Raw genomic sequence first — 25,354 nt, 5'->3', positions numbered from 1 at the left:
AACTTCCCACGAGGCGCGGGAGGTTGGGTCCACTCCCGGGCGTCGGCACCGCGGAGCCCACGGACCTGGGGTCCCGCAGGCCTCCCTCGAGAGCCTCCCCCGGCGCAGGACACAGGCCGCAGCCGGTGCGGCCCGCTCTCACGGTTTGGTGAGAGGGCCGGTGCGCAGGACGTTCAGGCGGCGCCGGTACTCCTCGTCGTCGATCTCCCCGCGGGCGAACCGCTCTGCGAGAACCTGCTCGGGTGTCTGCGGCGCGGCGGGAGTACGGGTGTGCTCGTCAGGCCGGTTCACAGCGCGGAAGAGCAGCACGCCCACCGTGATGATCAGCGCCCAGAACACGACCATGCCGGCGGACATCGCGAACCAGCCCCATCCACTGACGTCGTGGCCGTACCAGAACATCGCCATTCACCTGCTTCGGATCGTTCGGCGATCGGGCCCGGACGGTGAGGTCCGGCGCCTCATGGAGCTTCTGCCCTTGCCTTCATGGTGCCTCTGCCGGGGCCGACGTGCGGGGGTCGGACGGTCCCGAGCGGGTGGGCCGTTCAGCCCCTACGAGGCAGGGGTCGCCGGGCGGAGACTGGAAGGAACGAGCTGAAAAGGAGCGCGCGGAAGCCGCTCCCGGCCTGCTCGACGACGGCCTCACCGTCGCTGCGCGCCGCACGCTGCGACGGTTGCCTCCCCCGCGACACGGAAGGCGGGTGACACCCCACGGGGGTATATTGAGCAGGCGACGAGCCATGCCGACAGGGCTCACTGACGACGACCCCGGGCGGAGGCGTTGGCGATGACAGCAGTCCGTGCCGGTGCCGTCCACCGGGCAGGTGGCGCCGTTGCCGTTCTCATCGCCGCGCTGGTCGTGCTGGTCGTGCTGGTCCACCACGAAACGGCCGCGATCACGTCCGCTCCACCGCGACACGCCGCTTCTTCCCCGCACACCGGTCATGCCATGCCCGGCACGACATCCTCGTCCGCCGCCGCCCTTCCGCACGGGTCCGCTCCCGTTCACACGGACGGCCTCGACGCACCCGCCCCCGTGCACGGTGCCGACGGCAGCGCCTGCGCCGATGGCGGGATGCAGCACTGCGCCTCGGCCACCATCGAGGTGTCCAAGCTTCCCGTGCCGCCGCCGGGTTCTCCCCCACCGACGGCGAACCCGCAACAGGTGCAGACGGGCCGGCTGCTCGCCGGGACGGTCGGCCGCGCGCCACCCGACCTGTCGGTCCTCTCCCGACTGCGCATCTAGGCCGCGCCCACGGCACCCGTGTGCCGTCTCCGCCGCGACCCGTATGCCAGCTCGGACAAGAGGACTCACATCGTGAACAGCATCAACCGCCGCTCCGTCCTGCTCGCCGGACTCGGCGCCGCCGGCGCGGGCGCGCTCGCCGCCTGCACCGACTCCGCCGGCCCTGCTCCCGCCCTGGTCAGCCCTTCCGGTTCGGCTGTCGCCGCCGCCGAGAAGAAGCGGGCCGGCACCGGCAGGCAGCACCGGACCACGCTCACCGCCGCACCTGCCGTGCTCGACCTGGGCGCCGGTATCAGGGCCAGGACCTGGGCCTTTGACGGCCGTGCGCCCGGCAAGGAGGTCCGGCTCTCCGCCGGCGATACGCTGGCCGCCGAACTCACGAACCAGCTGCCGGGCAGGACCGCCACCTCGATCCACTGGCACGGCATCGCCCTGCGCAACGACATGGACGGCGTGCCCCCGGCCACCCAGACCGCCGTGCGCCCCGGAAGCAGCTTCACCTACCGGTTCATCGCCGACACCCCCGGCACGTACTTCTTCCACCCGCACGTCGGCGTCCAGCTCGACCGCGGCCTGTACGCCCCGCTGATCGTCGAGGACCCGCGCGAGCCGCTGGCGTACGACGACGAGTGGGTCGTCGTCCTCGACGACTGGGTCGACGGCGTCACCGGCACCCCCGACGAGGTCTTCGCCGAGCTCGGGCAGGGCATGGGCGGCATGGACATGGGCGGCGACTCCGGCTCCGGCATGGAGGGCCACGACATGCACGGCACGGGGACCACGAGCGACGGCGCGTCCCCGTCCGCCTCCGCCTCGTCGGGCGGGATGTCGTCGAGGTTCATGCTCATGGGCGCCGAGAGCGACCTGCTCGGCGGTGACGCCGGCGACGTGAAGTACCCCCACCACCTGGTCAACGGCCGTGTTCCGGCCGCTCCGGACGTCTACACCGGCAAGCCCGGCCGCAGGGTGCGTCTGCGGATCATCAACGCGGGGGCCGACACCGCCTACCGCGTCGCCCTCGGCGGCCACAGGATGACGATCACCCACACCGACGGCTTCCCCGTCCGGCACCAGCGGGCGGACGCGCTTCTGATCGGCATGGGCGAGCGCTACGACGTACTGGTCACCCTCGGCGACGGCGTCTTCCCCCTGGTCGCCCTGGCCGAGGGGAAGAACGCGAACGGCCTGGCCCTCGTGCGCACCGGCTCGGGCAGCGCTCCCTCGGCCACCGTTCGGCCGAAGGAGCTCAGCGGCACGGTCATGACCGCCTCCCGACTGCGCGCGGCCGACGACGTGCGGCTGAAGTCCGCCAGGACCGATGTCACGCACCAGGTCAGGCTCACCGGCGGCATGATGCACTACAACTGGGCCATCAACGGCACACCGTTCGACATGGCCGACCCGAACGCCCACGCGCTCCTGGTCGAGGAGGGCCTGCGGGTCCGGCTCGACTTCGTCAACGAGACCACCATGTGGCACCCGATGCACCTGCACGGCCACACCTACCAGCTCGGCGCCGGCGGGCCTCGGAAGGACACCGCGATCGTGCTGCCCAAGAAGAGGCTGTCCGTGTTCTTCGACGCCGACAACCCCGGCCAGTGGATGCTGCACTGCCACAACGCCTACCACGGCGAGGCCGGGATGATGACGCACGTCGCCTACCGGGCATGACCCCGTGGCCGGGCGGCACGCGTCCCCTTGCGTGCCGCCCGGCGGGTCACCGAGCCGCCGGGAAGGAGACGCCGTCCTGCCGTGACTCGGAGCGTGAGCGTCACAGGCCGGGAGCACCCCGGAGCGGGAACCAGCGCGTCAGGTTTCCTGATCGACCTCCCGATCGGGCACGCCGGCCTGGCCTCGGGCTGTCTCCTTGGTGCCGAACTCGCGGGCGGTGGAGCCGCGGTGGCCCCGGCGCTCGTACCGCGCGGCAAGCCCGGACGACCGGGCCGGACGTGCGCTGAGGCGTCCCGTCACGCGCCGGGAAAGCTCGCGCCGTACACGGCCCGCCTCGTGGCACCGTCACCGGCCCCTGGCGCTCGCCGCACCGGTCGACCACGCCCTGGCGCACCGTGACGATGGGACGCCAGGACCTGGTCGTCACCGCCTTGATCCCGCTCGCGCGGCGGAAGTCACCGCGCCGCGACGGGATTTCGTCAGTCATCGCCGACGTGCGCGACGGAGACGGCCAACACCCGCGATCCCGGCGGCGGTTCCGCCCGGCGAGCTCCACGGCGGACAGCGGTGGAACGCCGTCGCGCCGGATCGACGCCGGCGTCGATCCGGCCGCACACGTCGGCCACCACAGGTTCGGCCATCTACTATGGCCGTGCGTATTCGCCTGCGCGTCCGATGGTGAAAGGGAGTCAGGACCATGCGACGGCTGGGTGACCTGGAAGCGGAGATCATGGACCGCCTCTGGACGTGGAACCGTCCCGCGACGGTGCGCGAGGTCGTCGACGACATCAACGAGACCCGGCCCGTGGCCTACACCACGGTGATGACCGTCACCAACATCCTTTACACCAAGGGCTGGTTACTGCGGGGCAAGCAGGGCCGCGCCTGGCTGTACGCCCCCGTGCGCAGCCGTGAGGCGTACGCCGCCGCGCTCATGGAGGACGGTCTGGGTGAGAGCAGAGACCGCCCGGCGGCGCTGGTCCACTTCGTCGAGAACATGAACGAGGCGGAGCAGGCCGCGCTCCGCGAGGCCCTGCGAGCCGTGGATCACCGGGCGAAGACGTGAACGCGGCACCTCTCCTGGTCGGTTACACGGCGACGGTGGGTTTCGTCGCCCCTCGCCTGCTGCTGCGAGCCGGCTGGCCGCACCGGGCCCCCGCCCTGGCGGTGGCGGTCTGGCACGCCCTGACGGTCTCTTTCGCGCTCGGGGTCGCGCTGAGCGCGTACAACCTGGTCATGCCCACCGAGCACGCACACGAGGGACTGCTGGGACTGCTGCATTCCTGCGGACTCGACATCGGCTCGGGCGGTGCCGACCCCGAAGCCGCGGGCCGACTCGCCGCCTCCCTGCCTGTGGCACTCGGGACCGCCCTTGCGGCGAGCTTCGCCTTCCACCTCGCGCGAGCCCGCAGAGCGCGGACACGGCATCGGGAGGCTGTGGATCTGGTGGGCCGCCGCTCGCCCGGCCTGGGTGCCACCGTCCTGCCGTACGACGTCCCCGCCGCCTACTGCCTGCCCGGCCGCCGCCCCAGGATCGTGGTCAGTGACGCGGCCGTACGAGAACTGACACCGGAACAGCTCGCGGCCGTCCTGGAGCACGAGCGTGCCCACATCGCGGGCCGCCATCACCTGGCGCTCGCCGCCGCGGAGGCGTTCCACTCGGTCTTCCGGCGGCTCCCCCTGGCCCGCCACGCCCGCGAGCAGACGGCACTCCTGCTGGAGATGGTCGCCGACGACCGCGCTCTGCGCACCCACTCCGGCGGAGCGCTGGCGACCGCGATGTACGAGATGGCGGCGGCCCGGACCCCGAAAAGTGCCTTCGCAGCGGCCGGCCAGACCGTTCTGATCCGGCTGCGGCGGGTCCTCGGGCCGCGCGAGGCCCCGCACCCTGCCTTCCGGGCCTCCATGGCCGCTGCGGCTGCGGCCGTCCCACTGTTGCCGCTGCTCGTCGCCTGCCCGCTCGGCATCGGCTGAAGCCCGCGTGGGGCTGCTGTGGCTCCAGATCGCTTGCGATCCGAACTACTAATCTACTAAGTTCTCACAGGCTTGCTCCGGACGAGGCTCACGAGTCACCTGTCCCACGGACAGCACCGGCTCCTCAGCCCTTGCCCCGTCCGCCGCCCACAGAGGAGTCGCCCGCGCATGGGAACGCACCGTCGGCCGAAGCCGCCCAGCCGCGCCCGGATCGCCACCCTCGGTATGGCCGCCGGTGCTGTCAGCCTCCTGCCCACGCAGAGCCAGGCGGCCCCCAAGCCCACGGTGGACGAGGTGCGCAAGCAGGTCGAGAAGCTCTACGAGGAGGCCGAGGCTCCCACCGAGGAGTACAACGCCATCCGCGAGAAGCAGAGGAAACTGCAGCGCGAGGTGGACGGTACGCAGGACCGGCTGGCCCGCAAGCAGCAGGAGATCAACGAACTGCGGGACAAGATGGGCCCGTTGGCGGCCGAGCAGTACCGCAACGGCGCCATCGACCCGAGCCTGCAGCTCTTCCTTTCCGGTGACCCCGAGGACTACCTCGACCGGGCGCAGATGCTCGACCGTACGAACGGACGGCAGGCCGAGTCCCTGCGGTCGATGCAGGCCAAGCAGCGGGAACTCACCCAGGAACGCGAGGCCGCCCAGCAGCGCCTGAAGGATCTGGAGGAGACGCGCGCCAAGGCGGGCGAGAAGAAGGACGAGGTCCAGGGCAAGCTCGCCGAGGCGCGCGAACTGCTCAACAGCCTGACGGCCGCCCAGCGCGCCAAGATGGAGGCCGACCAGGAACGCGAGGACACCTCCGCGGGTGTCAGCGACTCCCCCACCACGTACAACGGTCCGGCCAGTGGCCGGGCCAAGGCCGCGCTCGACTTCGCGTACGCGCAGCTCGGCAAGCCCTACGAATGGGGCTCCACCGGGCCCGACTCCTTCGACTGCTCCGGGCTCACGGGCGCGTCCTGGCGGGCGGCAGGCGTCTCGCTGCCCCGTACGGTCAAGCAGCAGTACGACGCCGGCCGCAAGGTGGCCAGGGCGGACCTGCAGCCCGGTGACATCATCTACTGGTACAACGACAACCAGCACAACGGCCTGTACGTCGGCAACGGCAAGGCCATCCACGCACCGGCAAGAACATCGAGATCGTCCCCCTGGACTCCATGCCGTACTTCGCCGCGTCCCGGCCCTGAGCGCACCCGACGGCCCTGCCGTCGCGCAGCCGTATCAGCGGCTCACGCCTCCGCCCCGGGCAAGGATCGTCCGCCCGCGGTCACGTGGTCATCATCAGAAGCATCGTCGCCATCGACCCGCCCATGCCGACGTGCCCGGCCAGACGAGCGTTCGGCACGGAGATCACTGCTGTTCCACGGGACACCCGGCGGTGGCGTGCCCTGCGAACGGCCATCGCGGTCGGTGATGATCCGCCCGAGTCGCGCAGGCGGGCACGCACGGCCAGAGCCATGAAGAGCAGGAAGTAGGCGGCCAGCGCCCAGAAGGCCGCGCGCCACAGGAACGCCGAGCCCGAGGAGGCGGCGGCTTCGGTCACCCCATGGGCACTCATGGCCCCCGCCCCCTCCATCCCCTCCATGGCTCCCTGCCCGTGCCCGTGCCCTGAGGAGCCGGCCAAGGCGAGCACGGGCCCCGATGCGGCGCCGGGCATGGCCAGGGTCATCAGCACCATGGCGGCACTGCCGATCACGAGGTGGGCGCCGTGCCGCAGCTGCCGTACACCTCCGCCCCGGATGGCATGTCGTACGGACAGGGCCACGCCCCCGAGACAGAGCAGTGCGAACACCGCCGCCCACCACATGCCGTACATGCCGTAGAGGACCGCCGTCGCGGGCGCCGCCATCACGGCCATTCCCGCGCCCATGACGGCCTCGGCCCCAGCCTCGTACCGGGCCCACCCGCTGACCAGCGCCATCCGGACGAGGTTCCCGACGGCCACGCCCGCTCCCAGCACCACCAGCGTCCAGCCAAGAAGGTGTCCTGTCACGTCGCCCCCTTCACGGGACCCGGAGATTCCGGCTCACCGATCATCGACCACTACTACGTACCTGCTTAGTACGTAGCGGTCGCCGATTCGACTCAGAGCCCAGGGCGTCACCGAACGGACCAGCGGTCCTGACCGGCCCTGCCCGTTCCGCGTCTCCCCCGCAGGCGCTGCCGCCGCGCACGTCTCCCTCGACACCCCGGACGCCGTGGCCCGGCTACGGGAAGGCGCTACGGGAGGCCGGGGCGGGAGCAGGTGGCGGCATGGGCCCATAGGATCCGGGGTGGCCATTTACTACAGGCGTTCGGATGCCGACAGGACCGTTCGGGCATGATGAGGAGGTGCCAGCGGCACCTTTTCCAGAGGGAGCGGAAATGTCGGAGAGTCCAGCACAGGGGCGCAAAGGCCGCCCGATGGCGCCCCAGTTGCGGCTGGATGAGCTGCTGGAGGGCCTGCAGGCACAGGTGGAGCAGGTCCGCGCGGCCCGGGACCGGGTGCACACGCTGCTGGACGCGGTCCTCGCCATCGGCACCGATCTGGATCTCGACGTCGTGCTGCGGCGGATCACCGAGTCCGCGGTCACCCTGGTGGACGCCCGGTACGGGGCCCTGGGCGTGGTGGGCGAGGAAGGGAAGATCCGGCAGTTCATCACGGTCGGCATGGACGAGGACACCATCCGCACCATCGGTCACTATCCCGATGGCCAGGGCATTCTGGGGCTGCTGATCAAGGAGCCGGAGCCGCTGCGGCTGGCCGACCTGGGCCGGCATCCCGACTCGGTGGGCTTCCCCGAGGGCCATCCGCCGATGACGACGTTCCTGGGCGCGCCGGTGCGGGTGCGCGACCAGGTCTTCGGAAATCTGTACCTGACCGACAAGCGCGGCGGGGCGGAGTTCGACGACGATGACGAGGCGGTACTGCGCACCCTCGCGGCCGCGGCGGGCGTCGCGATCGACAACGCCCGGCTGTACGAGGACACACGCCGCAGGGAGCGGTGGCTCTCGGCGAGCAGCGAACTGACCCGCAGCCTGTTGTCCGGTACCGACCCGGACCGGGTGCTGTACAAGGTCGCCGCGACGGTCAGGGAGCTGTCCGGCGCCGATCTGGTGACGCTGGCGGTGCCGTTCGACGGCGGCGACGAGCTGGTGATCGAGGCGGCCGACGGCGAGGGCGCCGAGCAGGTGCAGGGGCTGGTGCTGGCTGCCACCACACTGGCCGCGAAGGTCTACCACTCCAACGAGCGGATCACCAGCGGTGCGCTGTCCGACGAGCCGCAGGCGGGAGGCGGCTCCGCGGCGCAGATCGACCTGGGGCCGGGGTTCCTGCTCCCGCTGGGAGGTCGCGAGGACGTCCGCGGGGTCCTGCAGGTCGCCAACCGGGTCGGCGGGGCCGATTTCTCGGACGCCACCATGAGCATGATCAGCGGTTTCGCGGACCAGGCCGCACTCGCGCTGGAGATCGCCGAGCACCGGCGCGAGGCCGAACACCTGGTGGTGCTGAGCGACCGCGACCGCATCGCCCGCGACCTGCACGACCTGGCCATCCAGCGGCTGTTCGCCTCCGGACTGACCCTCAACTCGGTACTCGGCCGCGTCTCCGACCGGCCCCAGGTGGCCGAGCGTGTGCAGCGTGTCGTCGACGACCTCGACGACACCATCAAGACGGTACGGGGCACGATCTACGCGCTGCACGAGCGCGACCGCACCGACAGCCGAGGCGGGCTGCGCGCGAAGCTTCTGGCCGAGACCGACCAGGCCGCCGCCGTGCTGGGCTTCGCTCCCGCCCTGCGCATGACCGGACTGCTCGACACCGACGTACCCGCCGGCCATGCCGAGCACCTCCTCGCCGTGCTGCGGGAGACACTCTCCAACGCGGCCCGGCACGCGCACGCCACCGCTGTCGAGGTCACCGCCGAGACGGACGGCAGCCGGCTGCGGCTGCGCGTCGCCGACAACGGAACCGGCATCGACCCGGCCGTCACCCGGCGCAGCGGCCTGGACAACCTCCGCCGGCGCGCCACCGACCTCGGCGGCAGCTTCACCCTCACCCCGAACCAGCCCACCGGCGCCCTCGTGGATTGGACGGTGCCGCTGCCCGCACAGGCACAGGCCTGACGTTCCTGGGACACGGGTGCCCCTGCCCCGAACCTGCCGGCGGGTCGGTGGACCCGCCGCTCAGGACCCCGTGCGTTCCCAGCCGCGACGCGGGGCACGAGCGCCGAGCCGGGTGTCGCGGCTGCGGTAGACGATGTACGGGCGGGTCAGATAGCCCAGCGGCGCGGTGAGCATGTGGACCAGCCGGGTGAAGGGCCAGAACGCGAACAGCAGCAGGGCGCTGAGCGCGTGGAGCCGGAACAGCAACGGCGCCTCGCTCATCAGGGCGGGGTCCGGCTGGAAGAAGAAGATGGAGCGGAACCAGGGGGAGATCGTCTCCCGGTAGTTGTAGCCGCCGCCCACGATGTTCGCGGCCACCGTGGCGGCCAGGCCCAGGGCGATGGTCACCGTCAGGGAGACGTACATGGCCTTGTCGTTGCGGGTGGTGGCCGAGAACACGGGCCCGACGGTACGGCGCCGGTAGACCAGGATGGCCAGTCCGCCCACGGTGGCGACGCCCGCGATCGTCCCGAGGACGACGGCCGAGACGTGGTAGGTGTCCTCGCTGATACCGACCGCTTCGGTCCAGCTCTCCGGGATGACCAGGCCGCCGATGTGGCCGAGGAGCACGACCAGGATCCCGAAGTGGAACAGCGGGCTGCCGATGCGCAGCAGCCGCCTCTCGTACAGCTGGGAGGAGCGGGTGGTCCAGCCGAACTTGTCGTAGCGGTAGCGCCAGACGTGGCCGAGGACGAACACCGCGAGGACGACGTACGGCAGCACGACCCACAGCAGGATGCCACCGGTGCCTGCCTCCGCCGCCAGGGTGAGGGGCTGCGCGGGCGCGGTCATCGGGGACCTCCTACGACGGGATCGGGCAGGAACACCGGGGACGCGTACGGGTCGAGGCCGACCTGCTCCTCGGGTGGCCCCTGGGCGGCGAGGCGCAGGACGGCGTCGCGGTCGTCGCCGGCGAGGGCGGGCAGGGTGGCGGAGACGGAGTCCAGGACGTGGGACCAGGGCGAGTCGTCGTCGTTCAGGGCCAGGCGCAGCAGTTCCAGGCCGGCGCGGTGTTCGGTGAGCAGGCGTACTCCGGTGGCCGGGTCGGTGGCGGCGAATTCGAGGACGACGGCGAGGTGGTCGGGCAGTTCGTCGTCGCCCAGGCGCCAGCCGGCCGCCGCGTAGGTCTGCTTCAACCGCAGCAGGCCGACGCCGCGCTTCCTGGTGTCGCCGTACGCGTAGTAGGTCAGGTACGGGCAGCAGCGTTTGCGGTGGTCGAAGGTGGCCACGTAGGCGGCGGCCAGGTCGGCCGGGGCGCTCCGCTCGGCATGGGCGGTGAAACGGAGCAGGGGGCGGGCGACGGAGTCGGGAAGGACGCCGGCGACCCGGCCGGCCAGGGCCAGGCTCTGCGAGAACCGCTCGTCGGGGTAGGCGAGCAGCAAGGACTGTGCCTGCCAGGCGAGGGGATGCCAGGACTCGGTCCGGGCGGGGCGCGTGCTCTTCCACTTCATGGCTTTCACGGCTTCGGCTCGGCCTCCCCGTCCCGGTCTGCGCCGGCACCGGTTCCGCTGCCGGGTGGGTTGTCGGGGAACAGGCCGGGTGGTGAGCCCTTGCCGTCCCAGTTGAGAAGGTTGACCCGGGTGGCCTTGTCTCCCGGCGTGGCGGGGGTGTCGGAGGTCTGGCGGTCGCGCAGGGCGTGGAAGTTCTCCACGGCGATCGGGGCGGCGCCGCCGGAGGTCTCACCGAAGGGGCCCGAGCCGCCCATGCCGGGGCCGCCCTCGTAGTCCAGGCTGCACTCGGTGGCCAACTCCTCCAGCTTGTGGGCCTGTTCGGCGTGGGCGGGCGGGATGACGTAGCGCTCGTCGTACTTGGCCAGGGCCAGCAGCCGGTACATGTCGTAGATCTGCTCGCCGCTCATGCCGACGGACTCGGGGATGGCGTCGTCCGGCTCGCGGCCGAGGTTGATGTCGCGCATGTACGAGCGCATGGCTCCCAGGCGGCGCAACACCGCGTCCACCGGCTGCGGATCGCCCGCGGTGAACAGCTGGGCGAGGTAGTCGACGGGGATACGCAGGGACTCGACGGCGGCGAACAGGTTGTGATGGTCCTCGGCGTCCCGGCCGGTGTCGCGGACCGCGTCGACCACCGGGGACAGCGGCGGGATGTACCAGACCATGGGCATCGTCCGGTATTCCGGGTGCAGCGGCAGCGCCACCTTGAAGGTGTTGATCAGAGAATGGACCGGGGAGCGCTGGGCGGCCTCGACCCAGTCCCGCGGGATGCCCGCCTTCTCCGCCTCGGCGATCACCCGGGGGTCGTGCGGGTCCAGGAAGACCTGCCGCTGGGCCTCGTACAGACCCTTCTCGTCGGGCGTGGACGCGGCTTCCAGGACACGGTCGGCGTCGTAGAGGACGAGGCCGATGTAGCGCAGCCGGCCGACACACGTCTCGGAGCACACTGTGGGCAGTCCGACCTCCACCCGCGGGAAGCAGAAGGTGCACTTCTCGGCCTTGCCGGTGCGGTGGTTGAAGTACACCTTCTTGTACGGGCAGCCCGTGACGCACATCCGCCAGCCCCGGCAGCGGTCCTGGTCGACCAGGACGATGCCGTCCTCCTCCCGCTTGTAGATCGCGCCGGAGGGGCAGGAGGCCGCGCAGGACGGGTTGAGGCAGTGCTCGCAGATCCGGGGCAGGTAGAACATGAACGTCTGCTCGAACTCGAACTTGATCTTCTCCGAGACCTCGTTCAGCAGCACGTCCTTCTCGCTGGTCGCGGCCGAGCCGCCGAGGTCGTCGTCCCAGTTCGCCGACCAGCCGATTTTCATGTCCTTGCCCGTGATGAGGGACTTGGGGCGGGCGACCGGGGTGTGGTCCTGCAGCGGGGCGTTGGTCAGCGTCTCGTAGTCGTACGTCCAGGGCTCGTAGTAGTCGTCGAGGGACGGCAGCACGGGGTTGGAGAAGATCTGGATCAGCTTCTTGAACCTGCCGCCCGCCTTCAGCGCGAGGCGGCCCTTCTTGTTCAGCTCCCAGCCGCCCTTCCAGGTGTCCTGGTCCTCGTAGCGGCGGGGGTAGCCCTGGCCGGGGCGGGTCTCGACGTTGTTGAACCACACGTACTCGACGCCGGTGCGGTTGGTCCACGCCTGTTTGCAGGTGACCGAGCAGGTGTGGCAGCCGATGCACTTGTCGAGGTTCATCACCATCGCCATCTGGGCCATCACCCGTCCGATGGTGGCTTCGCCATGGGGCATCAGTACGTCACCTCCTGGTCGGCGCGGCGGCGGATGACGGTGACCTCGTCGCGCTGGTTGCCGGTCGGGCCGAGGTAGTTGAAGGCGTAGGAGAGCTGGGCGTAGCCGCCGATGAGGTGGCTGGGTTTGATCAGCAGGCGGGTCAGGGAGTTGTGGATGCCGCCGCGTCGGCCGCTCGTCTCGGTGCGGGGCACGTCGATGAGCCGGTCCTGGGCGTGGTGCATGTAGACGGTGCCCTCCGGCATGCGGTGGGAGACGACCGCGCGGGCGGCGACCACGCCGTTGCGGTTGACGGCCTCGACCCAGTCGTTGTCCCGCACTCCGACCTTGGCCGCGTCCTGCGTGCTCATCCAGATCGTCGGGCCGCCCCTGGAGAGGGAGAGCATGAACAGGTTGTCCTGGTACTCGGAGTGGATGGACCACTTGTTGTGCGGGGTCAGATAGCGCACGGTCACACCCAGCTCCCCGACGTCCCCCACGCGCGGCTCACCGAACAGGGCGTCCATGTTCAACGGGGGACGGTAGACGGGCAGTTGCTCGCCGAGCGCGGTGATCCAGTCGTGGTCGAGGTAGAAGTGCTGGCGGCCGGTGAGGGTGTGCCAGGGCTTGAGGCGCTCGACGTTGACGGTGAACGGCGAGTAGCGGCGCCCGCCGGTCTCCGAGCCGGACCACTCCGGAGAGGTGATGACCGGCACCGGGGCGGCCTGGGTGTCGGCGAAGGTGATCCGCTTGCCCTCGTGCTCGGCCGCCAGGTCGGCGAGTGGCCTGCCGGTGCGGGTTTCCAGGGTGTGGAAGCCCTGCGTGGCCAGGTGTCCGTTGGTGGTGCCGGACAGGGCCAGGATCGCCTCGCACGCCTGTGTGTCACGCGCGATCGACGGGCGCCCGTCGGCCGCTCCGCCGCGCACGACGCCGTTCTTGTGGCGCAGGTAGTCCAGTTCCTTGTCCACGTGGAAGGTGACACCCTTGGTGGTGGCGCCCAGCCTGTCCAGCAGCGGGCCGAGAGCACCCATCTTCTCGGCGACGGCGCCGTAGTCGCGTTCGACCGTCACCAGCTTCGGCATGGTGCGGCCCGGAACGGGCTCGCACTCGCCCGCCTTCCAGTCACGGACCCGGCCGTGCGGGTTGGCCATTTCGTCGGGAGTGTCGTGCAGCAGCGGTGCGGCCACGACGTCCTTGCGGACGCCGAGGTGGTCGGCGGCCTGGCGGCTGAACTCCTCGGCGAGGGTGTGGAAGGCGTCCCAGTCGGTCCGGGTCTGCCACGGCGGGGCGATCGCCGGGTTGAAGGCGTGCACGAAGGGGTGCATGTCGGTGCTCGACAGGTCGTGCTTCTCGTACCAGGTCGCGGCCGGCAGCACGACGTCGGAGAACACGGTCGTGCTGGTCATCCTGAAGTCCAGCGTCAGCAGCAGATCGAGCTTGCCCTCGGGGGCCTCCTCCCGCCACACCACATCCGTCGGACGGGCATCCGGCGGCGCCTGCGTGGCCCGGACGGAGGAGTCGGTGCCGAGCAGATGCTTGAGAAAGTACTCGTTGCCCTTCGCCGAGGACCCCAGCAGATTGGCCCGCCACACGGTCAGGACGCGGGGGAAGTTCTCCGGGGCGTCCGGGTCCTCACCCGCGAACCCCAGCCGCCCCGACTTCAGTTCCTCCACCACGTGCGCACCCACGTCGCGGCCCGCGGCCTCGGCCTCGTCGGCCAGGTCCAGCGGGTTGCGGTCGAAGGTCGGATACGACGGCATCCAGCCCATCCGCGCGGACTGCGCGATCACATCGGCGGTGGCCTTCCCCGCGAACGGGCCTCCCTGTCCCGCCGCCGCGAGGGTGTCGGCGGAGAAGGGGTCGTAGCGGAACTGATCGCTGTGCAGATACCAGTACGCGGTCTGGATCATCAGCCGGGCCGGCCGGTTCCAGTCGGCGGCCGTCGCGATCGCCGAATAGCCGGTGATCGGACGGACCTTCTCCTGACCGACGTAGTGCGCCCAGCCACCGCCGTTGACACCCTGGCAGCCGGTCAGCGTCGTCAACGTCAGGAACGCGCGGTAGATCGTGTCCGAGTGGAACCAGTGGTTGGTGCCCGCCCCCATGATGATCATCGAACGGCCGCCGGACTCCTCGGCGTTGGCCGCGAACTCGCGGGCGATACGCGCCGCCTTCCCCGCGTCCACACCGGTGATCGCCGCCTGCCAGGCCGGGGTGTACGGCTCTGCCGCGTCCTCGTACGAGGACGGCCACCGGCCGGGCAGGCCGTCACGGGCCACCCCGTACTGGGCCAGCAGCAGGTCGTACACCGTCGTCACCAGACGCCCGGCCACCCGGCGCACCGGCACCCCGCGCCGCAGCCGCCCCGCGCCGCCGTCGGGAGCGTCGAAGCGCGGCAGGTCGACGGCGACCGGCGCCTCGTCGCCGCCTTCGGCGGACAGCGCGGGCCGCATGTCGCCGAGGTCCAGGTTCCACTTGCCGACGCCGGCCTCGCCGTAGCGGTCGCCGAGCGTGCCGTTCGGCACCACCGGCTGCCCGGTCGCCGCGTCCAGGAGCACGGTCCGGAACTCCGCGTGCTCGGCCTCGGCCGCCTCGCCACCGAGATCGGCGGCGGTCAGGAACTTCCCGGGCGTGTAGGTGCCCGGCTCGCCCTCGGCCTCGTCGAGGGCGACCAGGAAGGGCAGGTCCGTGTACTTCTTGACGTAGTCGGTGAAGTACGGCGTGGCCCGGTCGACGAAGAACTCCTTGAGGACCACGTGCCCCATCGCCATCGCCAGTGCCCCGTCGGTGCCGGGCTGGGCCGCGAGCCACTCGTCGGCGAACTTCACGTTGTCGGCGTAGTCCGGGGAGACCGCGACGACCTTCTGACCCCGATAGCGGGCCTCCGCCATCCAGTGCGCGTCCGGGGTCCGCGTCACCGGCAGATTGGAGCCCCACATGATCAGATAGCCGGCGTCCCACCAGTCCCCCGACTCCGGCACATCGGTCTGGTCGCCGAACACCTGCGGCGAGGCCACCGGCAGGTCGGCGTACCAGTCGTAGAACGACAGCATCGCCCCGCCGAGCAGCGAGTAGAAGCGGGCACCGGCCGCGTGCGAGACCATCGACATCGCCGGGATCGGCGAGAACCCGGCCAGCCGGTCCGGCCCGTACTCCTTGATCGTGTGCACGTGCGCGGCGGCGACCATCTCCACCGCCTCGTCCCAACTCGCGCGCACAAGGCCGCCCTTGCCGCGCGCCCGCTTGTAGCGGCGGGCACGTTCGGGGTCGGAGACGATGTCCGCCCAGGCTGCCACCGGGTCACCCAGACGGGCCTTCGCCTCGCGGTACATCTGCAGCAGGACGCCGCGCACATAGGGGTACCGGACCCTGGTCGGGGAGTACGTGTACCAGGAGAAGGCGGCGCCGCGCGGGCAGCCGCGCGGCTCGTACTCGGGGCGGTCCGGGCCCACCGAGGGGTAGTCGGTCTGCTGGGCCTCCCAGGTGATGATGCCGTCCTTGACGTACACCTTCCACGAGCAGGAGCCGGTGCAGTTCACGCCGTGGGTGGAGCGCACCACCTTGTCGTGCGACCAGCGGTCGCGGTAGAAGTCGTCCGCCTGCCGGCCGCCCTCGCGGTGCAGGGTGCGCAGGTCGTCGGAGACCTCCGCCTTGGTGAAGAAGCGGCGGCTGCGCACCAGCGCCTCCGCCAACTCGCCGTCCAGGCCCGTCCGCGTCCGTTGCCGGCTGGTCTCCGTGCTCACCGTGCACCCCGCTCCGGGCGCCGTTGCCCGTTCGAATTGTGATCGGTTCTGGCCGCACACGACTTTACGACCGCTGTCCCCCGGAGGGTCAACAGCCACACCACAACCCGTACATGGCCCGGTGGAGATCGTCTGCGTGCGGGCGTGGTCACGTGGGCTCCACGCGCCCCTGCCTGGGTCCGCACGCCCTCAGGCGTTCGGCCTCGACCGCCTCCCAGTCCTCGGTGCCGAGGCTCGCGAGGGCGGCCGGGAAGACCCCGTCCTGTTCCTTGAGGATGTGGTCGCGCAGCATGGCCATCGCCGCCACCAGCCGGTCCGGCCAGGCCGGATCCGAGGGCGTGACGCCGTCGGCGGCCTCCACCAGGACGGCCTCGACGCGGCGGTGCTCGGCCTCCAGGGAGGCGATCTGCCCGGGGAAGTCCCGGGCCATCGCGGGGAACAGCCCGTGCTCCTCCACCTGGGTGTGCGGGCCGAGCACGGCCCGGATCTCGCGGGCGACCTGCGCCATCCGGGCCACGTCACCGGCCTGGTGAGCGGGGCGGAGATGGCTGATCAGGCGGACGACCTCGTCGTGCTCCCGGGTCAGCTCGTCGATCGACGCCAGGGACTGGCAGCCGCAGTACTCGCACACCGGTCTGCTCCCTGTCCTTGGTCCCCGTCGGTCCCGTGATCCTTGGTCCCGTCGGTCCCGTGCATGTTCCCTACGCGGTGGTGCCGGCGGTGGTGCCGTGCCCGCTCCGGCTACCGGTGCGGGGCTTTCGCTCCCCGCCTTCGGCGGACGCGCGCACGGTGGTGAGGGTGAAGCCCAGCGCCACGGCGGCCACGACCGCGAGCAGGGCGAGGCCGATCGCGTACGACTCGTACGCCCCGTACAGCGAGCCCATCACCAACGGCGGCAGGAACCCGCCCAGGCCGCCCGCGGCGCCGACCACGCCGGTGACCGAGCCGACCTGGTCGGCCGGGGTGCGCAGGGCCACCAGGGCGAAGGTCGCTCCGCTGCCGGCGCCGAGCGCGGCGGCCATGGCCAGGAAGGCGATGGTGCCCACCGGCGCCAGGGCCAGGGTGAACGACTGGGTCACGGCACCGGCCACGACCACGGCCAGCGAGCCGGCCAGCACGCGGACCGGGCCGAGCCGGTCGGACAGCCAGCCGCCCATCGGGCGCATCGCCACCGCGAGGAGCACGAAGCCGGCCATGCGGTTCGCCGCGTCGGCCTGGCTGAGACCGTAGCCGGTCTTGAGGTAGGTGGGCAGGTAGACGGAGAAGGCGACATAGCCGCCGAACGCGACCGCGTACAGCGCGGATGCCTGCCGGGTGATGGGCAGCCGGACGGTGGCGGCCAGTCGGCGGGCCAGCGGCTCGGTGGGCACGGTGCGGCCGGGTGCGTCGCGCAGCAGCAGCGCGGCGGCCACGGCGTACACCGCGAGGACCGCGGCGGTGATCAGGAAGGGGGTGGACATGCTGCCCGCGTCGACCAGCTTCACCGTGGTCAGGGCGCTGATCGCGGTGCCGCCCATGCCGGCGCCGAAGACGCCGATGGCCAGCCCACGCCGCTCGGGCGGGAACCACGCGTTGACGAGCGGCACACCGACGGCGAAGGCCGTGCCGCCGATGCCGAGGAAGAATCCGCCGACCAGCAGCGCGGCGAGGGAGGAGTGCCCGGCCAGGCCGAGGTAGAGCACCGGCACGATGGTGGCCGCCGACACGATCGGGAACATCACCCGCCCGCCGAACCGGTCGGTCAGCGCACCCACCGGGATCCGGCCCAGGGAACCGACCACGACCGGCACCGCCACCAGCAGCGACTGCTCGAACGACGACAGGTCGAGGCCGTCCTTGAACCGGGGGCCGAGCGGGCTGAGCAGCGCCCACGCCCAGAAGTTCACGGCGAACCCGACCGTGGCCAGGGCCAGCATCAGCCACGCCCGGCCCGGCACCGGCGCGCCCGAGGGTGAGCTGCCGCTCTTCGACTTCGACGGCTGGACCATGTTGTCCGTCCCTTTCCTCTTCATGGTGGTACGGGGCCACCGGGATCGCACGCACACCGCGGGCCCCTTGCCTGCGGAACGGCGTCCCGTCACCACTGTCCGCGCCAGTACCCACCGGAGTCAGGGGCCATCAGTCCCTCCCCACGGCCGGACGGTCCCGGGTCCGGGCCCGGCCGTCCCGGTGAGGGGGTAGGGCCGGTCGGCCCTACCCCCTCACGTCGAGCGCCTGGAGGATGGACTGATGTTCCAGAACGACGCCTTTCGCCCACTCGACCGGCAGGAGTGCCTGCGGCTGCTCGCCAAGGTGCCGGTCGGCCGCGTGGTCTACACCCGGCAGGCGCTGCCCGCGGTCCTCCCCGTCAACTTCTCCCTGGACACGGACGCCTCCGTCCTGCTGTGCACCTCGCCGGGCGCGGACCTCCTGCGCGCCGTCGACGGCGTCGTGGTCGCCTTCGAGGCCGACGACTTCGACGCGGCGACCCGGTCCGGCTGGAGCGTGGTCGTCACCGGACGGGCCACCGTGGTGACCGATCCCGCCGAGCAGGAACGGCTGTCGCAGGCCGGCCCCCTCTCCTGGATGCCCCTGCGGGACGCGGTGTTCGTTCGGATCGAGTCCGAGATGGTCACCGGACGCGAGCTCGGGGGAGCGCTCGGCACGCGGTGAGGCACAGCCCTCCGCGTGCCGTGGAACCGCCCGCCGTACTACCACCGGACGCCGCGCACCCGCCCGCTGTTCGCGGTGCGGGGGTCGCCCGGGTTCCGGGCACTGCTCGCGGCCTCGGCGACGATCCCGGGTCCCCGCGGGGTGCCGGCGCCCTCCGGGCCGTACCCGAAGCGGATCAGTACGTGCGGATGGCACCGCCTGGGTCGCGGGAGAGCCATCGCCGTCCGCAGGTCGGGCCATTCCATGGCCTGGTGCAGGAGTGAGGTGCGCAGGCCGCGGGCGGTCGCCGTGAGGAGGACGTACTGCAGGGCCTGGCCGGCTCGCAGCCAGTCCTCCCGCCGGTCGTGGGACGTCCACAGCAGGGCCAGTTGGACGTGGCGTTCGAACCACAGGGCGGGCCGGCGGAGAGCGGGCAGCGCGCCGGTGAAGTCCCGCATCGGCATCCGCCCGGCCGCGTCCGGGGGGCCGAGGGCGGTGACGGGTATGCCGTAGGGGGCGCCTGCTCCTGGGGGGTTGATCCAGGCGAGGGTTTCGGCCGTGCGGCCCGGGTGGGCGTGGTGACGTGCCTCGGCCGCGGCGGTCAGACGCAGCAGCCGCCGTGTTCCGGCGATGTCCGGAACGTGCAGCCGCGCTCCCCCGGCACGCGCCGCTGCCGCCATCTCCGCCACGATCGGCTCCGGCACCGGTCGGCCGGTGAAAGGCATCCGGCTCGTGTGCCGCCGCGCGATGGCCTCATGGAGGCCGGGGTCGCAGGGCTGGTCGTCCGCGGTGAGTGGACCGGTCAGCCGCACCGCGGCCAGCAGTCCGGGGACGTGCGGGTCCGGAAGCAGTCTCACCTCGGGACGCCAGCCCCGGTGGACGGCGGCGAGCCGGAGGTTGAAGAGCGCCGCGCCCACCGACAGATACTGGGCGCGGTGCATCGGGTCGGCCAGCGGCAGCGTTCGCGCCGGCTCCGAATGGACCTCCAGCACCTGGCTGTCGCGATCCAGGCGGAACCGCCAGGGCTGCGTGTTGTGGATCGACGGGGCCGCTACGGCCGCCGCCAGGAGCGACTCCACGGTGGCTGCGTCCGGCAGGACTTGGGCGCGCATGATGCCTCCCTTTCTGGGATGTGGCCACTTCTGTGGTGTGGCCACGTGTCAGGTGGCGGGCAGGGCCGTGGCCAGCAGCACCACGCCGAGTGAGCCGACGAGGGAGACGACCGCCAGGGCGCGGGCCAGGTCGGCGCGGCCCCTGGCGTGGGCGATGCCGTGGCCGGCCGCGGCGAGCATCACCACGACGAAGAGGGCGAGTTTGGCCGCGAGGGTGCGGCCGTAGCCGGGTTCGGCGAGGGAGGCCCAGGTGACGCCCCTGTGCCAGGCCATGGCCCAGCCGGTGGCCAGCTGCACGGGGAGGAACACCGCTCCGGTCAGCATCCCGAACCGGCGGCCGGCCACGGCGGTGAAGCCGTCCTTGGCCTCCGGGGCGAGCAGCCGGCGGGCCAGCGGCAGGACGACCAGGGAGAGGGCCAGCTGGCCGCCGACCCACAGGGCGGCGCCGGCGACGTGCGCGAACCGCACCAGGGACCACCAGCCGACGGTGTCCATCAGTCGCTCACCTCCACCATGCCGTGCGCCCCGGATTCGGCGTGGCGCATGTCGTGGTCGACGAAGGTGTAGTGGCCGGCCTCGGGGAACGTCGTCTCGACGAAGCCGCCCTGTGCCGGCGCCAGGTCCAGCACCTGCGCGCCGCCCGGATCACCGGGCTCGAGCAGGTGGGCGCCCTCCTTGTACACGGTGTCGAAGACGGTGCCGACGATGTGGAAGGCGATGCCGTCGCCGGGTCCGGCGGCGACCACCCAGAAGCGGGCCCGCTCTCCGGCCCTCACCTTCAGGGGCTGCCGGGCGTACTGGTCGGCGACGCCGTTGAACACCCAGGCGTCCGGGGTGCCGTCGCGCATCTTCGTCACCTGGGCGGTGCTGCCCGGGGTGCCGAGGTAGAGCTCGGAGGAGACCAGCACGTAGGCGTGGTCCACCTGCGCGAGGCCGGGTGGGTCGATGACGACGGCGCCGTACATGCCGTTGCCGATGTGCTGGAGCATCGGGGCGGTGCTGCAGTGGTACAGCCATGCCCCGGCCTTCTCGACGCGGAAGCGGTAGACCAGGCGCTCGCCGGGCCGGATCGTGCGCATGGGCCTGTCGGGGGCGAGGGAGCCGGCGTGGAAGTCGATGCCGTGGCCCATGCCGTGGTCGTCGTTGACGAGGGTGACCTCGAAGACGTCGCCGACCGTGCCGTGCAGGGTGGGGCCCGGTGCGGTGCCGCCGAAGGTCCACATCCGCTGCTTCACGCCCGGAGCCACTTCGACCGTGGTGTGCGCGGCGTGCAGTTCGACCTGGTGGACCGTCCCACCGGGCGCGGGGGCCAGGTCGGCGTCGCGTGCCTGCCAGCCGGTGGAGAAGTCCGCGGAGAGGTCCGGACCGGCGTCGTCGGCGGCGGCCGAGGTGTGTTCCTCGTGTTCGCCGCCTTTCGTCGCCGTCCCTTCCTTCACGACGATGTCCATGGTCATCCCGGCCGCCTTGTGGCCCGGCAGGGTGCACCATGCCGCGCGGTCCCCGGTGATCCGCCCGAGGTCGAGTGTGCGGGTGTCGCCCGTGCCCAGCATCGGGGTGGCGGGACCGTCCTCGACCTTGAGATCGTGGCGCTGAGCGTCGTTGTTGGTGACCTTCAGCCGCAGTACGGTGCCCGCGGCGACCTCGATCCGGGCCGGGCGGATGCGCAGGTCGGCCAGGGTGACGGCGACCGTGCGGGTGGTCCCGGCGCCCGCACCCGACGCCCCGGCGGCGCTCGTCCCCCCGCCCGTGTCCCCGCCGCTGTTGGCCACGAGTACGGCCAGCACGGTCAGGACGGCGCCCGCGGCGGTGCCCCACAGGGCCGGGCGCCGTGCCGCACCGGTGTGGTCCGCGTCCTGCAGGAGACCCCGACCGGCGCGGACGAGCACCGGCACCGCGAGGGCGAGGAACGCGGCCCCGGCCAGCGCGACCAGCAGCGTCCCGGCCGTCGCGGCCGGGCCGGGCAGCGGGAGCGCCACCAGCGCGACACCGGTGTTGAGCACCGCCAGCCTCCATGGCCAGCCCCGTTCGAGCAGCGCCCGTACGGCCGCACGGTCCTTCGGGCCGCTGCTGAGGACGACCGGCAGCAGGTAGGTGAGCGCGCCGATCAGGATCTGGGCGACGAAGCCGATGAGCAGCACCGGCAGCAGAGCGTCGATCCCGGTCCGTGCCGCCGCGAGGGGCCGGGTGGCCAGCCAGGCGAGATCCGCCGCGACCGCGATCAGCAGCCAGCAGGTGGCCGCGGCGAGCATCCATGCCGCCGCCGCGGAGACGGGCCGGTTGCCGCGTACGGTACGGACGAGGAGGTTGACGGCGAGGGCCGCTCCCTCGACGTAGAGGGCGAGGCCCGCCACGGCCGGCCAGCGCCACCCGAGTGCCAGAGCGGCGACCGCGACCAGCAGCCCGCTGCCCGTGAGCCACAGCACCCAGCGGGACACCTTCACGGTGCGGTCCCTCATCCGTACGCCCAGCACGGTCGGCCACAGCATGAACAGGGTCCCCAGGACGGGCAGCCCGATCCAGCCGAGCAAGGTGACGTGGATGTGGGCCATGCGCAGCCCGGCGTACCGGTCGGGCCCGCCGGCCCCGCCGGTGGCCAGCATCCAGCCGAGGACGGCACCGGCGATCAGGGCAGCCGTGGCCGCCCGGTAGAAGGAGACGATCGGCTTGAGCCGCCCGCCGAGCGCGCCCCGCCCCAGGCGGACCAGCACCACCAGGTGCGCGGCGGCCGCGGCGACCAGCAACACGGCGGAGAGCGCGGTCAGAACGGACCGTGCGGTCCACACTCCGGCGAGCAGCCCGGCCACGGCGAGGTTGGCCGTGGCGAGCCGCGCGGCGCTCCATCGCGCGTCGGGGATCTTCGCGTGCGACAGGGCGACGGCGAAGTGCTCGCTCCAGATCAGGATGGCGGTGGTGACGGCACCGAGGAGGAACATGTGCACGGCCAGCCAGCGCGCCACCGGCAGCGTCTCCTGCGCCGCGACCGCCGGCAGGGCCAGGCCCAGCCACGCCACGACCAGGACGTGGGCGCGCAGATGCCGGGCCTTCACGCCGGACGCCCTGAACCTGTTCGGGTACATGCCGGGCTCACCCCCGTTTCCGGTCCCGGTGGGCTCACCCCCGTTTCCGGCCCCGGTGGACTCGCTCCCGTTTCCGGCCCCGGTGGACTCGCTCCCGTTTCCGGCCCCGGTGGGCCCGGCCGCGATGTTGGTCATGACGCTCCCTGACGCTGGGGCGCACCCTCGCCGCTGTTCTGCTTCGAGGCGCCGCCGGCCGTGTGTCCACGGGCCGGCCTGCTCTCCGCGTCGGCACCGCCGGACAGCAGTACGGCCAGTTCCCGCTGGTGCGGGAAGGAGCCGGGGACGTAACCGCACCACGGCTCCTCGGCGTACGGGTCGCCGGTGACGCCGTACGCCCGGGACCGCGAGCCGCCGCAGACCCGGCGGAACTCGCACCGCCCGCACCGGCCACCGAGCCGATCGGCGTCCCGCAGTCCGGTGAACAGCTCCGCGGTGCGGTAGATCTCCGTCAGCGGCGTCTCCCGGACGCTTCCGGCGCCCAGCGGCAGGAAGCCGCTCGGGTGCACGGTGCCGGTGTGGGAGACGAAGACGAAACCGCGGCCCGCGTTGACGTCCAGGGGCGGTCGCCGCACCCGGCGCGCCCCGGCGTCCAGGCCCAGCTCGGCCGTCCGCTCGCGCAACTCCCGGTACAGGGAGCCCAGTCCGAGCACCGCCGCATGGTCGTCGCCGGTGGCGGTGAGGATCTGCCGTTGCAGCGCGACGCGGCGGAAGTGGTGGGCCTCGGTGGTCTTGGCGGGCACGGTCAGGCCCACGTCGTAGACGAAGTTGAGGACGTCCTCCACCTCTGCGGAGGTCAGGGCGCCGAGGCCGCGGCCACGGCCGGTGGGCACCAGGAAGAAGGCGCTCCACAGCATCGCGCCGTGATCGGCGACGAGGCGGACGATGTCGGGAAGGTCGTGCAGGTTGTGCCGGGCGACCGTCGTGTTGATCTGCACCTTCATGCCGAGGGCACGCGCCGCGTCCCAGGCGTCCAGGGTCCAGCGGAACACCCCGGGCACCCCGCGGAAGTCGTCGTGCAGCTCGGCGGTGGAGCCGTCCAGACTCAGCGAGAGGCCGGTCGCGCCCGCCGCGTGCAGGTCCCGCAGCCGCCGCGTGGTGAGCGTCGGGGTGCCGGACGGGGACACCGCGACCCGGACGCCCGCCTCCCTGCCGTAGGCGACGAGTTCGGTGAGGTCGGGGCGCTGGAACGGGTCGCCGCCGGTGATGACGAACAGCGGGGCGGGCTGTCCGAAGGCGGCCACCTGGCGCAGCAGGTCCTTCGCGGCGGCGGTGTCCAGCTCGCGCGGGTCGCGGTCGGGCGCGGCCTCGGCACGGCAGTGCAGGCACGCCAGCGGGCAGGCCCTGGTCGATTCCCAGATGACGATGAAGGGCCGTTCCCCCGCGTTGTGCCGCTGGTGGCGGATGGCATGGGCGGTGGTGTTCATCGCACGGCCCGTCCCAGCGCCCTGGTGCTGCGTCCGGCCGCCCTGGAGTCAGGGCAGACGAGGCGGGCGGCCGGACGGTGACCGGTCGGGACGGTGCGCGGCACCCACCGCGAGCGACAGCGGTGGAATCGGCCTTGAGGGCGGTCGACGTGGTCGTGCACGGGATACCTCCTGATCGGTCGCCGTCAGCATCCACCGGCGGCGGTGGTCGGCGCGGCGGCCGATGGTCTTCTCCAACAGGGCCGACGGTCCCTCTTCGCGGCTGGTGCGACAGGGCCGGACGGGGCCGTCGGACGGGCGACCGTCGACGGCGTGCCGGGTGGCAGCCCCTGCGAGACCTCCGGCCGCCCTCACGCGGGCGTCCAGGGTCCCGTCCGTGCACGCCGCCGCGGTTCAGGAGCGGTGCGAAGAGCGGGGTGCCAGGGCGTCCGCGGTGGCCACCATGGCGACACCCAGGCCGGTCAGTGCGGCGCCCAGGCCCATGACCAGGGTCGTGAGGTGCCATGCCTGGTAGGCGGACATCAGCGAGGCGCGCAGGGACTGGCCCATGAACGCGGTCCGGCGCAGTTCGGCGAGCTTCTCGTCCTCGCCGCCGGCGGCGTGCAGTTCGGCGCTGATCTCGGCGTAGGTGCGGCCTCCGGTGGCATGGGCGAGATTGCCCTGGATGAACTCGGCGTAGGCGTGGGCCTCGGGGCCGGTTTCCACACGGCGTCCGGCGTGGGCGGCGAGTTCGGCGGGCAGCCCGCGCTCGGGGAAGGTGATTCTCTGGGCGGCCAGCTCGGTACGGATCTCCTTCCTGCCGCTGCGGCCCCGCCACAGCATGACCGGCCCGGCCGCTGCCAGCGCTGTACCGACCGTCCCGAGCAGGGTGCCGGCCCGACGGTGTGATCCGTCCATGGTGGGTGTCCTTCTTTCCTCATGTGCTCGAGGGATGCCGCGTCCGGCCGTGGGGGACGGCCGGACGCGCGACCGGACCGGGCGCCACGCGCCGTACGCGCTACACCTGCGGCGGCCGGGGACGGGGGAATCGGCCGCCCGGCAGGCACGGAATGCGGTCGTACGGATGGGGCATCTGCGGTTCGATCGATGCCAAGCATGCAACGTCGGCCGCACCGGTTCCCCGGCCGACCGGACCCCACCACCGGGGCCATTGGGCCCCATCGCGAC

At 72.1% G+C, this 25,354-nt stretch carries 19 protein-coding genes and 1 pseudogene; 7 read left to right on the top strand and 13 right to left on the bottom strand.

Annotated elements, in window-relative coordinates:
- Positions 1-138 precede the first annotated feature (138 nt).
- Positions 139-402 carry an SHOCT domain-containing protein gene (locus tag OG202_RS39870; RefSeq protein WP_326585548.1) on the bottom strand — a complete coding sequence of 88 codons (264 nt, stop codon included), beginning with the start codon at positions 400-402 and terminating at the stop codon, positions 139-141.
- A gap of 385 nt (positions 403-787) precedes the next feature.
- Here OG202_RS39870 and OG202_RS39865 point away from each other — a divergent pair, with 385 nt between their 5' ends.
- From OG202_RS39865 to OG202_RS39845, 5 genes and pseudogenes are all read left to right on the top strand, one after another.
- Positions 788-1,246 (top strand): hypothetical protein, encoded by a 459-nt coding sequence (locus OG202_RS39865; RefSeq protein ID WP_327726996.1) that lies wholly within the window; start codon positions 788-790, stop codon positions 1,244-1,246.
- 72 nt (positions 1,247-1,318) lie between these two features.
- Positions 1,319-2,917, top strand: coding sequence for a multicopper oxidase family protein (locus OG202_RS39860; RefSeq protein WP_328224339.1), 1,599 nt, complete (start codon positions 1,319-1,321; stop codon positions 2,915-2,917).
- Between the two features lie 697 nt (positions 2,918-3,614).
- Entirely contained in the window at positions 3,615-3,983 is a 369-nt protein-coding gene (locus tag OG202_RS39855; protein WP_326574869.1) for a BlaI/MecI/CopY family transcriptional regulator, read from the top strand.
- Positions 3,980-4,891: a M56 family metallopeptidase gene (locus OG202_RS39850; protein WP_327726998.1), complete on the top strand. Its 912-nt coding sequence runs from the start codon at positions 3,980-3,982 to the stop codon at positions 4,889-4,891. The genes OG202_RS39855 and OG202_RS39850 overlap by 4 nt, the downstream gene beginning before the upstream one ends.
- Before the next feature lie 168 nt (positions 4,892-5,059).
- Positions 5,060-5,959: pseudogene (locus tag OG202_RS39845) on the top strand (NlpC/P60 family protein); the annotation flags it as partial.
- Positions 5,960-6,158: 199 nt separating this feature from the next.
- Here the strand turns inward: OG202_RS39845 and OG202_RS39840 are convergent.
- Positions 6,159-6,884, bottom strand: a complete 726-nt coding sequence (locus OG202_RS39840; RefSeq protein ID WP_327727000.1) for a DUF5134 domain-containing protein — start codon at positions 6,882-6,884, stop codon at positions 6,159-6,161.
- Positions 6,885-7,255: 371 nt separating this feature from the next.
- On the opposite strand from OG202_RS39840, the gene OG202_RS39835 reads away from it, so the two are divergent.
- Positions 7,256-8,995 carry a sensor histidine kinase gene (locus tag OG202_RS39835; RefSeq protein WP_328224338.1) on the top strand — a complete coding sequence of 580 codons (1,740 nt, stop codon included), beginning with the start codon at positions 7,256-7,258 and terminating at the stop codon, positions 8,993-8,995.
- Positions 8,996-9,055: 60 nt separating this feature from the next.
- Here OG202_RS39835 and narI read toward each other — a convergent pair whose 3' ends face one another.
- The 6 genes from narI to OG202_RS39805 all read right to left on the bottom strand — a co-directional run bounded on the left by narI (position 9,056) and on the right by OG202_RS39805 (position 17,931).
- On the bottom strand, positions 9,056-9,826 hold the full coding sequence (gene narI, locus OG202_RS39830; RefSeq protein ID WP_328224337.1) for a respiratory nitrate reductase subunit gamma: 771 nt from the start codon (positions 9,824-9,826) through the stop codon (positions 9,056-9,058).
- Entirely contained in the window at positions 9,823-10,485 is a 663-nt protein-coding gene (gene narJ / locus OG202_RS39825) for a nitrate reductase molybdenum cofactor assembly chaperone (RefSeq protein WP_328224335.1), read from the bottom strand. Before narJ ends, narI begins: the two co-directional genes overlap by 4 nt.
- A 5-nt stretch (positions 10,486-10,490) precedes the next feature.
- Entirely contained in the window at positions 10,491-12,221 is a 1,731-nt protein-coding gene (narH, locus tag OG202_RS39820; RefSeq protein WP_328224334.1) for a nitrate reductase subunit beta, read from the bottom strand.
- Entirely contained in the window at positions 12,221-15,943 is a 3,723-nt protein-coding gene (locus OG202_RS39815; RefSeq protein ID WP_328224333.1) for a nitrate reductase subunit alpha, read from the bottom strand. The genes narH and OG202_RS39815 overlap by 1 nt, the downstream gene beginning before the upstream one ends.
- A gap of 148 nt (positions 15,944-16,091) precedes the next feature.
- Positions 16,092-16,574, bottom strand: coding sequence for a hemerythrin domain-containing protein (locus OG202_RS39810; RefSeq protein WP_327727002.1), 483 nt, complete (start codon positions 16,572-16,574; stop codon positions 16,092-16,094).
- A gap of 70 nt (positions 16,575-16,644) precedes the next feature.
- On the bottom strand, positions 16,645-17,931 hold the full coding sequence (locus tag OG202_RS39805; RefSeq protein WP_327732077.1) for an MFS transporter: 1,287 nt from the start codon (positions 17,929-17,931) through the stop codon (positions 16,645-16,647).
- Positions 17,932-18,172: 241 nt separating this feature from the next.
- Between OG202_RS39805 and OG202_RS39800 the strand changes: the two genes are divergently transcribed.
- Positions 18,173-18,595, top strand: a complete 423-nt coding sequence (locus OG202_RS39800; RefSeq protein WP_327727003.1) for a pyridoxamine 5'-phosphate oxidase family protein — start codon at positions 18,173-18,175, stop codon at positions 18,593-18,595.
- A gap of 38 nt (positions 18,596-18,633) precedes the next feature.
- Here OG202_RS39800 and OG202_RS39795 read toward each other — a convergent pair whose 3' ends face one another.
- The 5 genes from OG202_RS39795 to OG202_RS39775 all read right to left on the bottom strand — a co-directional run bounded on the left by OG202_RS39795 (position 18,634) and on the right by OG202_RS39775 (position 25,084).
- Positions 18,634-19,686, bottom strand: a complete 1,053-nt coding sequence (locus OG202_RS39795) for an Acg family FMN-binding oxidoreductase (protein ID WP_327727005.1) — start codon at positions 19,684-19,686, stop codon at positions 18,634-18,636.
- A gap of 48 nt (positions 19,687-19,734) precedes the next feature.
- Complete coding sequence (locus tag OG202_RS39790; protein WP_327727006.1) at positions 19,735-20,181, bottom strand: hypothetical protein; 447 nt, start codon at positions 20,179-20,181, stop codon at positions 19,735-19,737.
- Positions 20,181-22,898 (bottom strand): multicopper oxidase domain-containing protein, encoded by a 2,718-nt coding sequence (locus OG202_RS39785; RefSeq protein ID WP_328224332.1) that lies wholly within the window; start codon positions 22,896-22,898, stop codon positions 20,181-20,183. Before OG202_RS39785 ends, OG202_RS39790 begins: the two co-directional genes overlap by 1 nt.
- Positions 22,895-24,187, bottom strand: a complete 1,293-nt coding sequence (locus OG202_RS39780; protein WP_327727008.1) for a TIGR04053 family radical SAM/SPASM domain-containing protein — start codon at positions 24,185-24,187, stop codon at positions 22,895-22,897. The genes OG202_RS39785 and OG202_RS39780 overlap by 4 nt, the downstream gene beginning before the upstream one ends.
- A 393-nt stretch (positions 24,188-24,580) precedes the next feature.
- Positions 24,581-25,084 (bottom strand): hypothetical protein, encoded by a 504-nt coding sequence (locus tag OG202_RS39775; protein ID WP_326574898.1) that lies wholly within the window; start codon positions 25,082-25,084, stop codon positions 24,581-24,583.
- Positions 25,085-25,354: the final 270 nt, after the last annotated feature.

This window comes from Streptomyces sp. NBC_00310 (assembly GCF_036208085.1).
GTDB lineage: Bacteria > Actinomycetota > Actinomycetes > Streptomycetales > Streptomycetaceae > Streptomyces.
The sequence above is the reverse complement of the archived record's forward strand: the minus strand, read 5'-3'. Positions and strand labels throughout refer to the sequence as shown.